At 67.2% G+C, this 12,403-nt stretch carries 10 protein-coding genes; 6 read left to right on the forward strand and 4 right to left on the reverse strand.

What is annotated here, in order from left to right; translation table 11 throughout:
• Window positions 1-44: 44 nt before the first annotated feature.
• Entirely contained in the window at window positions 45-290 is a 246-nt protein-coding gene (locus SSO01S_RS14140; RefSeq protein ID WP_066799901.1) for a hypothetical protein, read from the forward strand.
• A gap of 66 nt (window positions 291-356) precedes the next feature.
• Here the strand turns inward: SSO01S_RS14140 and SSO01S_RS14145 are convergent, their stop codons facing one another.
• Window positions 357-1,646, reverse strand: coding sequence for an adenylosuccinate synthase (locus SSO01S_RS14145; protein ID WP_066799903.1), 1,290 nt, complete (start codon window positions 1,644-1,646; stop codon window positions 357-359).
• Between the two features lie 193 nt (window positions 1,647-1,839).
• Here SSO01S_RS14145 and SSO01S_RS14150 point away from each other — a divergent pair, with 193 nt between their 5' ends.
• Window positions 1,840-2,847: a fumarylacetoacetate hydrolase family protein gene (locus SSO01S_RS14150; protein ID WP_066799905.1), complete on the forward strand. Its 1,008-nt coding sequence runs from the start codon at window positions 1,840-1,842 to the stop codon at window positions 2,845-2,847.
• A gap of 3 nt (window positions 2,848-2,850) precedes the next feature.
• The gene (locus SSO01S_RS14155; protein WP_066799907.1) at window positions 2,851-3,450 is read left to right on the forward strand and encodes an SOS response-associated peptidase; all 600 of its coding nucleotides are present in this window, start codon (window positions 2,851-2,853) and stop codon (window positions 3,448-3,450) included.
• On the opposite strand, the gene SSO01S_RS14160 is transcribed toward SSO01S_RS14155, so the two are convergent.
• The 3 genes from SSO01S_RS14160 to SSO01S_RS14170 are packed head-to-tail and all read right to left on the reverse strand — an operon-like array spanning window position 3,447 to window position 9,377.
• Window positions 3,447-6,818, reverse strand: coding sequence for an error-prone DNA polymerase (locus tag SSO01S_RS14160; RefSeq protein WP_066799909.1), 3,372 nt, complete (start codon window positions 6,816-6,818; stop codon window positions 3,447-3,449). The two genes, SSO01S_RS14155 and SSO01S_RS14160, sit on opposite strands and share 4 nt — an antisense overlap.
• A complete protein-coding gene (locus SSO01S_RS14165) occupies window positions 6,815-8,713 on the reverse strand; it encodes a Y-family DNA polymerase (RefSeq protein WP_083943097.1) in 1,899 nt (632 codons plus the stop codon). Before SSO01S_RS14165 ends, SSO01S_RS14160 begins: the two co-directional genes overlap by 4 nt.
• Window positions 8,631-9,377, reverse strand: a complete 747-nt coding sequence (locus SSO01S_RS14170; RefSeq protein WP_245646793.1) for an ImuA family protein — start codon at window positions 9,375-9,377, stop codon at window positions 8,631-8,633. Before SSO01S_RS14170 ends, SSO01S_RS14165 begins: the two co-directional genes overlap by 83 nt.
• A 212-nt stretch (window positions 9,378-9,589) precedes the next feature.
• Here SSO01S_RS14170 and SSO01S_RS14175 point away from each other — a divergent pair, with 212 nt between their 5' ends.
• From SSO01S_RS14175 to SSO01S_RS17615, 3 genes are all read left to right on the forward strand, one after another.
• On the forward strand, window positions 9,590-10,861 hold the full coding sequence (locus SSO01S_RS14175; RefSeq protein WP_066799911.1) for a 3-methyl-2-oxobutanoate dehydrogenase (2-methylpropanoyl-transferring) subunit alpha: 1,272 nt from the start codon (window positions 9,590-9,592) through the stop codon (window positions 10,859-10,861).
• Between the two features lie 129 nt (window positions 10,862-10,990).
• Window positions 10,991-11,998 (forward strand): alpha-ketoacid dehydrogenase subunit beta, encoded by a 1,008-nt coding sequence (locus tag SSO01S_RS14180; RefSeq protein WP_066799946.1) that lies wholly within the window; start codon window positions 10,991-10,993, stop codon window positions 11,996-11,998.
• A 5-nt stretch (window positions 11,999-12,003) separates the two neighbouring features.
• The coding region (locus SSO01S_RS17615) for a biotin/lipoyl-containing protein (RefSeq protein WP_304644506.1) at window positions 12,004-12,403 on the forward strand (400 nt) is incomplete at its 3' end.

Below are 12,403 nucleotides of genomic sequence, written 5' to 3' on the forward strand. Positions count from 1 at the left end.
GCGTCGAACCTTCCCCGGCAACAACCGAAGGAGGATTGCCGAGTATGTTGTTCAAAACTCTGATCCGCGCAACAGCGCTATTCGCGGCCCCCGCGGCCTTCGCGCAGGACGTTCCGGCCGGCGCCCCCGCCGGCACGAACACCCCGGCAACCAACCCCGCTGATCCCGTGGCCAAGCCCGATCCGGCACCCGCGCCTGACGCGACAACCACCACCACCGATCCGGCACCCGCCCCGGAAGGAGCGCCGGAGAGCGGCAAGAAGGACCGGAAGCGGCCTGATCCCCGCTAGCCAAAGCCGGTGCGGCCGGGATCCTGCCGAGGCAAAGGTTCCGGCCGCGTTCCGCTCATGCGCGGCTCAATCCGCGAAGGGATCGCGTACCAGGATCGTGTCGTCGCGCTGCGGGCTGGTCGAAACCAGCGCGACCGGGCACTGGATCAGCTCCTCGATGCGGCGGATATATTTGATCGCCTGCGCGGGCAGCTCGGCCCAGCTTCGCGCGCCCGCCGTGGTTTCCTGCCACCCCGGCATCGTTTCATAGACCGGCTCGACCGCAGCCTGATCGGCGGCGTTGGCGGGATAATAATCGAGCATTTCGCCGCGCAGCCGGTAGCCGGTGCAGATCGCCACTTCGTCCAGCCCGTCGAGCACGTCGATCTTGGTCAGCGCGATTCCGGTGATGCCGGATACCGCCGCCGATTGGCGCAGCAGCACCGCATCGAGCCAGCCGCAGCGGCGCTTGCGCCCGGTGACCGTGCCGAATTCGTGCCCGCGCGTGCCCAGCCGCTCGCCGATCGCATTGTCCTGCTCGGTGGGGAAGGGACCCGATCCCACCCGCGTCGTATAGGCCTTGGCGATGCCCAGCACGAAGCCGACGGCGCTCGGCCCCATGCCGCTGCCCGCCGCCGCCGTGCCCGCCACCGTGTTGGACGAGGTGACGAAGGGATAGGTGCCATGATCGATGTCGAGCAGCACGCCCTGCGCGCCTTCGAACAGGATCCGCCGCCCGCGCGAGCGCGCCTCCGCCAGGTCGCGCCAGACCGGCGCCGCGAACGGCAGGACGAATCCCGCGATATCCTTCAGCTCGGCGACCAGCGCGGCGCGGTCCACCGGCGGTTCGCCAAAGCCCGCCCGCAGCGCGTCATGGTGCGCGCATAGGCGATCGAGTTGCGGCCCGAGATCGTCGAGATGCGCAAGATCGCATACGCGGATCGCGCGGCGGCCCACCTTGTCCTCATAGGCCGGGCCGATCCCGCGCCGGGTCGTGCCGATCTTGCCCGCGCCGCTGGCATCCTCGCGCAGCGCGTCCAGATCGCGGTGAAAGGGCAGGATCAGCGGGCAGGTGTCGGCGATCTTGAGCGTGGCCGGGGTCACATCGACGCCCTGGCCGCGCAATTTCTCCACTTCGGATTTCAGGTGCCACGGATCGAGCACCACGCCATTGCCGATCACGCTGGGCGTGCCGCGCACGATGCCTGAGGGAAGCAGCGAGAGCTTGTAGACATTCTCGCCGACCACCAGCGTATGGCCGGCATTGTGCCCGCCCTGGAAGCGCACGACCATGTCGGCCCGCTCGGCGAGCCAGTCGACGATCTTGCCCTTGCCCTCGTCGCCCCATTGGGCACCGATCACTGCTACATTGGCCATTGGATACGCGACTCCGCCTGCCGGCGGGACCCAAAGCCGCCCTTCGACAGGACTCGGCGGCTGGGCTTTCCAAAGCGCGGGTCTTGCCCGGCGCGGCGCGAATGGCCCGCAAGCGCGCGAAGGTCAAGCGATTCGGCTGGTTACTTGCGCGACGAACATGGCCTATGCTCCGCGAAACCCTTGGGAGAGACGCATGAAACTGGCCAGCCTGAAGCACGGACGCGACGGCAAGCTCGTGGTCGTATCGAACGATCTCGCCTGGTATGCGAGCGCCAGCATGATCGCGCCCACGCTGCAGGCGGCGCTTGACGACTGGGATCGCGTCGAGGGCGATCTGCGCAATCTCGCCACCGATCTCGAGCATGAGACGATCCCGCGCGAGCGCTTTCACGAGCGACTCGCCGCCGCGCCGCTGCCGCGCGCGTTCCAATGGGCGGATGGCTCCGCCTATGTGAACCATGTCGCCCTCGTCCGGCAGGCGCGCAGCGCCGAGATGCCCGATAGCTTCTGGCACGATCCGCTAATGTATCAGGGCGGGTCCGACGGGTTTCTGGGGCCGCGCGATCCGATCCCGCTCGCCGATGAAGGCTGGGGCTGCGATCTTGAGGCTGAAGTGGTGGTCGTCACCGGTGATGTGCCGCTCGGCGCATCGCGAGAGGAAGCGCTGGCGGCGGTCCGGCTGGTCGGGCTTACCAACGATGTGTCGCTTCGCAACCTGATACCGGGCGAGCTCGCCAAGGGCTTCGGCTTCTTCCAGTCCAAGCCCGCCAGCGCCTTTTCGCCGGTGTTCGTCACCCCTGACGCGCTTGGCGACTGGTGGAAGGACGGCAAGCTTCATCGCAAGTTGATGGTGGATCTGAACGGCAAGCCCTTTGGCCGCGCCGAAGCGGGTGAGGACATGACCTTCGATTTCGGCACGCTGATCGCCCATGCCGCGAAGACGCGCAGGCTGGGTGCGGGCACGATCATCGGATCGGGCACCGTGTCGAACCGCGACGCCGATGGCGGGCCGGGCAAGCCGATCGCCGATGGCGGCGTCGGCTATTCGTGCCTGGCCGAGGTCCGCACCGTCGAGACCATCCTGCGCGGCAAGCCCGAGACGCCGTTCCTGAAGGCCGGGGATACCGTGCGCATCTGGGCGGAGGACGACAAGCACCACCCGATCTTCGGTGTGATCGAGCAGACGGTTACGGCGGACTGAGCGATGTGCAACGAACAGGCACGGCGCGTCGCGCTGGGTTTGCTTCGCGACGACTTCCACGATCTTCGCATCCCGATCCATTTCCCGGAGGGGATGCCGAATCTGGCTCCGCTCGACAGCATCCGGATCACGGATCGCAACGCCATTGTCCGCGCCGCGCCCGATGGGGCGGCTGAGATGGTGGTGCGCCGGTGGAGCTGGCCCGGCCCGACGGGGAAGCCGGTCTATAATTTCCGTTCTGAAGGGCGTCGCTTCGCCAATGGCCGTTGCCTGATCATCGCCGACGGATTTTACGAATTCACCGATCCGGATACCGATGCTTCGGGGAAGAAGCCGAAGCGCAAGCGGAAATGGGAATTCACCAAGCGGGGCGAGGATTGGTTCTGCATCGCCGGGCTCTGGCGAAGCGATCCCAGGGTCGGCGAGGCATATACCATGCTCACCACGTCTGCGGGCGAAGACGTGGCGCCGTATCACCATCGTCAGGTCGTGGTTCTGGAACGGCGCGATTTCGCCGAATGGCTGGATCCGGCAGCCACGCCCGAGCATCTGCTCAGGCCCGCGCCGGCAGGGACGTTCGAGGTCTCCGAAGTCCGGACCTAGTGGAAGTCATGCGACTTGATCGGAATGCAGCCATCGTCGTGCCTGCTGCGTCGCGGCGGCCATGCTTGGAGCGCACGCTGCGGGGCCAGTCGGAGGGTGTCGGGCTTGCGATCGCGCGGATCGATCGTCCCGCCATGCGTCGCGCCATCGCCGGGCATGGTCATGCGGGGCAGGTCGAGGTCGCCCACCGCGCGCAGCCAGGGGGTGAAATCCTCGATTTCTTCGGCGACGACATGGATCACGATGCCCTCCTTCTGCACCTTGCCGCGGATCGCCAGCATGGTGGCGGACATCACGGTGCGGCGATGCGCCTCGAAGCGATCCGCCCATAGCACCGCATTGGCGATGCCGGTCTCGTCTTCCAGCGTCACGAACACTACACCCTTCGCGCTGCCGGGCCGCTGGCGAACGAGGATCAGCCCGGCGACCTCGACGCGTGCGCCGTCCTTCATATTCACCAGATCGCCGCATCTGGTGATCCGCCGAGCCGCCAGTCGGGTGCGCAGGAACGACACCGGATGCGCGCGCAGCGAAAGCTGGGTGGCGCGATAATCCTCTACCACTTCGCGGCCCGCGGTGAGCGGCGTCAATTCCACCGGTGCTTCCATCGTCTCGGGCAGGATTCTGCCCGCACGGGCATCGGCCAGCGCGAGCAAGGGGAGCGGCGCCTGCACCAGTCCCTTGATCGCCCACAAGGCCTGTCGCCGGTTGAGCCCCAGCGCATGAAACGCATCGGCGCGCGCCAGCCGTTCGAGCGCGGAAGGCTTCACACCCGAACGGCGCCATACATCCTCGATAGAGGTGAACGGCCCGGCGCTCCGCGCCGCGACGATGCGGGCGGCATCCTTGCTGTCGAGCCCCTGCACGGCATGCATCCCCAGGCGTATCGGCCTGAGCGCGCGCCAATCGGCAGCATCCCCGCAAAACCGCGCGTCGGTGGGCCGCGCATTGTCCGCGCCCGGCACCATCTGCGTGTCCCACACGCTGGCATTGATGCACACCGGCAGCGCCTCGACGCCATGTTCGCGCGCATCGCGGACGAGCTGGGCGGGGGCGTAGAAACCCATGGGCTGCGAATTGAGCAAGGCCGCGCAGAAGATGTCGGGATGATGGCATTTCATCCAGCTCGACGCATAAGCGATCTTCGCGAAGCTGGCGGCGTGGCTCTCGGGGAAGCCGTAATTGCTGAAACCTTCGATCTGCGCGACCAGCCGCTCGGCGAATTCGTCGCTGATTCCGTTGGCGCGCATCCCCTCCAGCAGCTTGGGCCGGAATTCGCCGATGCCGCCAGTCGATTTGAAGGTGGCCATTGCGCGCCGCAACCGATCGGCTTCGCTCGGGGTGAAGCCGGCCCCCTTGATCGCGACCTGCATCGCCTGTTCCTGGAACAGCGGCACGCCCAGCGTCTTCCTGAGCACCTCCTCCAGCGCGGGGGAGGGATAATCGACCAGCGCCGGATTCTGCCGCCGCTTGAGATAGGGATGCACCATATTGCCCTGGATGGGACCGGGGCGGACGATCGCGACCTGGATCGCGATGTCGTAGAAATTGACCGGCCGCATCCGCGGCAGCATCGACATCTGCGCGCGGCTCTCGATCTGGAACACGCCCAGAGTATCGGCCTGCCGGATCATCGCGAAGGTGCGCGGATCGTCCTTCTGCATCAGGGGCGACGCCATCGTCAGATGGATGGCCTTGTGCTCGGCCAGCAGATCGAAGCAGCGGCGCATGCATCCCAGCATGCCGAGGCCGAGGATATCGACCTTCATGAAGCCGAGTTCCTCGATATCGACCTTTTCCCATTCGACGACGCGGCGATCGATCATCGCGGCGGGCTCGACCGGGATCAGATCGTGCAATTTGTCGCGGGTCAGCACGAAGCCGCCGGGGTGCTGCGACAGATGGCGCGGCGTGCCGATCAGCTGCCGCGCGAGATCGAGCGTCAGCGCGAGGCGCGGATCGCTACGATCGAGATTGAGCGCATCCGCGTGCCGGTCGTCGACCTCGTTCGACCAGCCCCAGACCTGGCTCGCCAGCGCCGCGGTGAGATCCTCGGGTAGCCCCAGCACCTTGCCAACTTCTCTCAGCGCCCCGCGCGAACGGAAGCGGCTGACCACCGCCGTCAGCGCGGCATGGGCATGGCCATAGGTCTCGTAGATCCACTGGATGACCTCTTCGCGCCGCTCATGCTCGAAATCGACATCGATATCGGGCGGCTCCTTGCGCTCGATTGAGATGAAGCGTTCGAACAGCAACTGGTGCTCGATCGGGTCGATCGAGGTGATGCCCAGCACGAAGCAGATCACCGAATTGGCCGCGGAGCCCCGCCCCTGGCACAGGATCTGCTGGCTGAGCGCGAACTGGACGATCGAATTGACCGTGAGGAAATAGGGCGCATAGCCCATCTGCTCGACCAGCTTGAGCTCGTGCGTCAGCAGGTCGCGATAGGGCTTGGCCGGCTTGCCGGCGAACTTCTGCTTGAGCCCGTTCCACGCAAGCGCATGCAACGCTTCCTGCGCGGTTCTGCCGCTGAAGACATATTCCTCGGGATATTGGTGCTTCAGCTCGCGGAGCGAGAAGGTGCAGCGCTCGGCAATCGCCATCGAAGCTTTCAGCGCCTCGGGATGATCCCGGAACCGCCGCGCCATATCCCCGGGGGATTTCAGATGCCGGTCGGCATTGCGCTCGCGGCGAAAGCCCAGTTCGTCGATCGTGCATTTCTCGCGGATCGCCGTGACGACGTCCTGCAGCATGCGATTGTCGGGCTCGGCATAGAGCACGTCGCCGGTCGCCAGCGGGGTCAGGCCGTATCGGCGCGCGGCCTGGTTCAGCGCATGCAGCCGCATCGCATCGCCCGGGCGGCGGTGCTGCGTCAGGCAGAGATAGCCGCGGTCGTCGCCGAACACATCCGCCATCCATTGCAGCGAAATCGCATCGCCGGTGTCCGCCAGGCCCGGCACCAGCGCGCCCACCAGCCCCCCGGCATAGGCAGCGACGTCCTCCCAATGGAGGAAGCATTTGCCCTTTTCGCCTTTCTGCGCATTTGCCCGCCCCTTGCCGAGCGTCAGCAGCGAGGTGAGGCGGCCCCATGCGGCGCGATCTTCGGGCCAGACCAGGATCGACGTGCCATCGACCAGATCGAGCCGGCAGCCGGCGATCATCCGGATGGGATAGCCCGCTGCCTCCAATTCTTCCGACGCCTTCAGCCCGCGCACCACGCCCGCCACCGAATTGCGATCGACGATGCCCAGCGCGGGCAGGCCCAATGCGGCCGCCTGCCGGAACAATTCCTCGGGCGAAGACGCTCCGCGCAGGAACGAATAATGCGTCGTCACCTGGAGTTCGGCATAGCCGGTGGCGGGGCTCATCCGAACACGCCGTGGAGATACCAGCTGAGATCGCCGGTCGCCGCGCGTTCGCCATCGCCCTTGCGGAACAGCCAGTAGCGGCAGCCCATATCGTCCTCAACGCGGAAATAATCGCGCACGCTGTGGCGCTCGATGTCGCGCTTCCACCATTCGCCATGCACGCGCTCGGGCCCGTCGGCGCGCACCACGCGGTGCGCCGTGCCGCGCCAGGTGAAGCGGCGCGGGGCATGGTCGGGCAGTTCGGCGACCACATGGTCCAGCCGTTCGGGCCGGCGCAGCAGCCGGGCGGGCTTGGGCCATTCGGGGTGCCAGGGATGGAGCGCGGGGCTGCGATCGAGCTGGCCGACCGCATCGATCCGGCCGCGCGCCGCGCCGCGTGCCGGGGGATCGAGCACCGGCGCGCGCGCCACCGATCGTTCGGGCACGTCGCTTTCCACCGGAGCGTTGCGCCACATCGCCCCGGTGCCGATCCGCGTCGCGAGCGTATCGACCAGCGGCGCGAGATCGGGTGCCGCTTCCTCGTCAAGCCGCTCGACCATCGGCTGGGCGCCCAGCGCATCGGCGCGACGCAGGTGGAGCGCGAGCGAATCGATGCCATAGCCCGGCTCGACATCCTCGATCCGGCGGCTGAGCAGCTTTAGCAGATGCGCGGGGTCGCGGCTCGGCCGGGCGAGCCCTGCGCGGATGCGCTGCGGCACGCCATCGACGCGCGCTGCGACCAGCTCGATCCGCGTCGCGCCCAGGCCCTGCGCGGCCAGCGCATCGGCGAGCCGCGTGACGAGCTCGCTTAGCCAGTGCGCGATCGCCTCGGGCGTCGCGATCGGCTCGGCAAAACGCTGGATCACGGCGATCGGCTCGGGGGGAATGACCGGATGCAGCGGCTCGGGCAGGCGCCCCATCGCCCGCTCCAACTGGGTCACCAGCCCTGCGCCGAAGCGGCGGACCAAGGGCGCGCGCGGCATTTCGGCGAGCTGGCCGATGCGCGTGACGCCCAGCCGGTGAAGCAGCTCCGCCGCGCGCGGATCGATGCGCAGTGCCTCGATCGGCAAGGGCGCGATGGCTTCGCCCTGTGCGCCCGGGGCGCAGATCCCCGCCTCGCCATGATGCGCGAGCGCCCATGCCGCGCCCGGCGTATCGGCAATGGCCACGCGCGAGGCGAAGCCGAACCGCGCCAGCATGCGGCACAGCCGTCGCGCCATCGCCGCTTCGCCGCCATGGAGATGCGCCACGCCGGTCAGGTCGAGGAACAGCGTATCCATGCCTTCGATCGCCACCGTCGGCGTCCAGCGCCGCGCGAGGGCGATGGCGAGGCCGCGCAAGGCGGCCATATCGCCTTCGGGATCGGCGGGTCGGATATCGAGTCCCCGAAATTGCGCGCGCGCCTGGGTAACGGCCATGCCCGGCTGAAGCCCCAGCCCCTGCGCCCCCGGGCATGCCGCCGCGATCTCGATCCGCCCGCCATTGCGGATCGAGGTGACGAGGGGCCTAAAATCCTCCCCCAGCTTGCTGGGGGAGGGGGACCGCCGAGCGAAGCTCGAGGGTGGAGGGGTGCCGCGCGAAGCAGCGGCGATGAGGCTCGCGCCACCGTTACGCGCCTGCGGCGCGGCCCCTCCACCAGCTTCGCTGGTCCCCCTCCCCGAGACGAGCTCGGGGAGGATTTGCTTGGGAACGATCGGATCGCCATCCCGCGCCCAGCGCGCGCCCGGCCGCCAGCCGCCGCCGCGCGGTACCGAGCAGACATGCTGCTGTTCGCGCGCCGCCGCTTCGGTCAGCGGATCGAGCGGGGCCTGCAAGGAAGGGAGGGCGCGCGGCTCAGGCGGCGCGCCGCGCCGCTCTCCCTGCCGCAGCCGATCGATCGGCCAGTTGGGCAGGTAGAGCGCAGCGACCCGTTGCATCGCATGCCTCCAATATCTGGGTGAAACCTTCCCCGCCCTTTTGCCGGGCGAGCTCGACGCGCCAGCGATGCCGCCCCACGCCCTCCACCGGCAGCGGCGTCGAAGGCGCGCAGCCGATCCGCCAGCGTGTCACCGCGGCGGAAGGGGTGGCGATCGGATCCCGGCCTTCGCGGGCATGGCGCTTCATCAGCAGCGCGATCGTCCGTCCGCCCTCGGCGGCCAGTTGCAGCCGCCGCGTCGCGGTCATGTCGGCGCGCTTCGCTTCGCCGATTACCGCGCCCAGCCCGCGATGGCGCAGCGCTTCCTCCATCACCGCCAGCACTTCGGCATCGTCGCGCGCCTCGGCATGGATCAGCCTCTTGTGATCGAGCCCGGCCTGCGACAGCCCCGGCGCAAACAGATCGCGCCGACGCACGACCCAGAGCACCGGGCCCCAGGCGCGCGCGGCGATCCCGGCCATGAACAGGGTGGCGGCGCAATCCTCGGCCATGTCCGGCCCCGCTGCCGCCACCTCGTGGAGCGCATCGAGCCTGAGGCCGCCCGGCGCCAGCCGCGAATCGATCGCGTCGATGCCGAAGGGCAAGACCGGACGGCGGCGGAAACCGCGGTCCTCCAGACCGTTCAGCGTCTCGCGCAATTGCTTCAGGACAGCGGGGTCGGCCACGTGGGACTCTCGATGCTCACGACTCGGGAATGCAGAATGTTCCTATTCTGTTCCAGTAGCTCCGAGAGTCAATCGCCTTTCGTCGCATTGGCCGCGCATGGCGATTTCGGTCAGTACCGCTGACCTTGTTGCGCCATGCTTTGAAATTTTATAACAAGGCCCCAATACGAGTCCCCGCGCGTTATCGCGGGGCATAACGCCCCGGAGAGACCATGGAAGCCGAGCGAGACCGCTCCAATCTGCCGCCGCTGTCGCTGCACGTGCCGGAACCGAAGTTCCGCCCGGGCGACGAGGTGGATTTCAGCACCGTCGATGTGCCCGCCGCCGGCTCCGCCCGCCGGCCCGACACCGCCGATCCCGCCAACAGCTTCCATGAGCTCGCTTATACGCTCGTCCGCGTGCTCGATGATGCGGGCAATGCGGTGGGTCCATGGAACCCCAAGCTCGACGCCGATACGCTGCGCCGGATGCTGCGCTCGATGGCGCTTACCCGCGCGTTCGACGAGCGCATGTTCCGCGCCCAGCGCCAGGGCAAGACCAGCTTCTACATGAAATCGACCGGCGAAGAGGCGGTGTCGGTGGGCGCGGCAATCGCGCTGGCCGCCGATGACATGTGCTTTCCTTCCTATCGCCAGCAGGGGATCCTGCTCACCCGCGGCTGTCCGCTGGTCGATATGATGAACCAGATCTATTCGAACACCGGCGACAAGCTGCAGGGCCGCCAGCTGCCGATCATGTATTCGGAAAAGCGCTTCGGCTTCTTCTCGATCTCGGGAAATCTGGCGACGCAATATCCCCAGGCCGTGGGCTGGGCGATGGCGAGCGCGGCAAAGGGCGACAGCCGTATCGCCGCGACCTGGTGTGGCGAGGGATCGACTGCGGAGGGCGATTTCCACTCGGCGCTGACCTTCGCGACGGTCTATCGCGCCCCGGTCATCTTCAACGTCGTCAACAATCAATGGGCGATTTCGAGCTTTTCCGGTTTCGCCGGGGCGGAATCGACCACCTTCGCGGCGCGCGCGCTCGGCTATGGCATTGCCGGGCTGCGCGTGGACGGCAACGATATCCTCGCTGTCTATGCCGCGATGCAATGGGCCGCCGAGCGCGCGCGGACCAATCAGGGCCCCACGCTGATCGAGCATTTCACCTACCGTGTCGAAGGCCATTCGACCTCGGACGATCCGACCCAGTATCGCTCGGCCGGTGAACCCACCTCCTGGCCGCTCGGCGATCCGATCCAGCGCCTGAAGCAGCACCTTATCGCGCTGGGCGAATGGGACGAGGAGCGCCACGCCGCGCAGGACCTCGCGCTCGCGGAGGAAGTGAAGACCGCGCAGAAGCTGGCCGAAAAGAACGGCATCCTTGGGCACGGCCTGCACCAGGCGTTCGAGACGATGTTCGAGGGGGTGTTCGAGGAGATGCCCTGGCACCTGAAGGAACAATGTCAGCAGATGCTCGACGAACAAAAGGCAGCCGGCCTGTGATCGATTTTCTTCATTCGTCATCCCCGCGAAAGCGGGGATCCAGTGCCCGGCGCACCGCGCTTCGTTGCCCTTCGGTTCCCGCTTTCGCGGGAATGGCGGTGACGCATGGCTGAGCAGACCACCACCCGCATGAACATGATCCAGGCGATCAACTCCGCCATGGACGTGATGATGGCCCGCGATCCCGATGTGATCGTGATGGGCGAGGATGTCGGCTATTTCGGCGGCGTCTTCCGCGCCACCGCCGGGCTTCAGGCCAAATATGGCAAGACCCGCGTGTTCGACACGCCGATCACCGAGATCGGCATCATCGGCGTCGCGGTCGGCATGGGTGCCTATGGCCTCAGGCCGGTGCCCGAGATCCAGTTCGCCGATTATATCTATCCCGCGCTCGATCAGCTCGTCAGCGAAGCCGCGCGGCTGCGCTATCGTTCGGCGGGCGAGTTCATCTCGCCGATCACGGTGCGTTCGCCGTTCGGCGGCGGCATCTTCGGCGGCCAGACGCACAGCCAGTCTCCCGAGGGCATCTTCACCCATGTCTCGGGCGTGAAGACCGTCATCCCGTCGACGCCTTATGATGCCAAGGGGCTGCTGATCGCCTCGATCGAGGATAATGATCCGACGATCTTCTTCGAGCCCAAGCGTATCTATAACGGCCCGTTCCACGGCCATTATGATCGCCCGGCCAAGACCTGGGCCGGGCATCCCGGCGGCGAGGTGCCGGAGGGCTATTACCGCATCGATCTGGGCAAGGCCTCGGTGGTCCGCCCCGGCAATGATGTTACCATCCTCTGCTACGGCGCGATGGTCCATGTCGTGGTCAACACGATCGAGGAGCTTGGCAATGTCGATGCCGAGATCATCGATCTGCGCACCCTCGTGCCGCTCGATATCGAAGCGATCGAAGCCTCGGTGAAGAAGACCGGGCGCTGCCTGATCGTCCATGAAGCGACGCGCACCTCGGGCTTCGGCGCCGAGCTTTCCGCCCTCGTCCAGGAACGCTGCTTCTACCATCTCGAAGCCCCGGTCGAGCGCGTCACCGGCTTCGACACGCCTTATCCGCACAGCCTCGAATGGGCCTATTTCCCCGGTCCCGTCCGCATCGGCACCGCGCTCAAGAAACTCCTGAAGGACTGATCCGCATGGCCCGCTTTACCTTCCGTCTCCCGGATATCGGCGAAGGCATCTCGGAAGCCGAGATCGTCGCCTGGCACGTCAAGGTCGGCGACCGTGTCGAGGAGGACCAGCAGGTCGCCGACATGATGACCGACAAGGCGACGGTGGAGATGGAATCGCCCGTCTCCGGCACGGTCGTCGAGCTGGCCGGCGAAGTCGGCGATCAGGTCGCGATCGGCTCCGCGCTGATCATCGTCGAAACCGACGCCGACGAAGCCGAGACCGCCCCGCCCAGCGAGGAAGTGCTGGAAGCAGAGACGCCCGGCGTTGAACAACAGCCAATCCTCCCCGGCACGGGGAGGGGGACCGCCGACGAAGTCGGTGGTGGAGGGGGCGAGCCGCAAACAGCATCGCCCGTGGAGCCCC

It is taken from the genome of Sphingomonas soli NBRC 100801, assembly GCF_001591025.1.
GTDB classification, from domain to species: Bacteria; Pseudomonadota; Alphaproteobacteria; order Sphingomonadales; family Sphingomonadaceae; genus Sphingomonas; species Sphingomonas soli.

Bases quoted from the DNA above. Each gene is read 5' to 3' on its own strand.
- SSO01S_RS14150 (WP_066799905.1), top strand. From the start codon at position 1,840: ATGAAACTGGCCAGCCTGAAGCACGGACGCGACGGCAAGCTCGTGGTC.
- SSO01S_RS14155 (WP_066799907.1), top strand. From the start codon at position 2,851: ATGTGCAACGAACAGGCACGGCGCGTCGCGCTGGGTTTGCTTCGCGAC.
- SSO01S_RS14140 (WP_066799901.1), top strand. From the start codon at position 45: ATGTTGTTCAAAACTCTGATCCGCGCAACAGCGCTATTCGCGGCCCCC.
- SSO01S_RS14160 (WP_066799909.1), bottom strand. From the start codon at position 6,818: ATGAGCCCCGCCACCGGCTATGCCGAACTCCAGGTGACGACGCATTAT.
- SSO01S_RS14175 (WP_066799911.1), top strand. From the start codon at position 9,590: ATGGAAGCCGAGCGAGACCGCTCCAATCTGCCGCCGCTGTCGCTGCAC.
- SSO01S_RS14180 (WP_066799946.1), top strand. From the start codon at position 10,991: ATGAACATGATCCAGGCGATCAACTCCGCCATGGACGTGATGATGGCC.
- SSO01S_RS14165 (WP_083943097.1), bottom strand. From the start codon at position 8,713: ATGCAACGGGTCGCTGCGCTCTACCTGCCCAACTGGCCGATCGATCGG.
- SSO01S_RS14145 (WP_066799903.1), bottom strand. From the start codon at position 1,646: ATGGCCAATGTAGCAGTGATCGGTGCCCAATGGGGCGACGAGGGCAAG.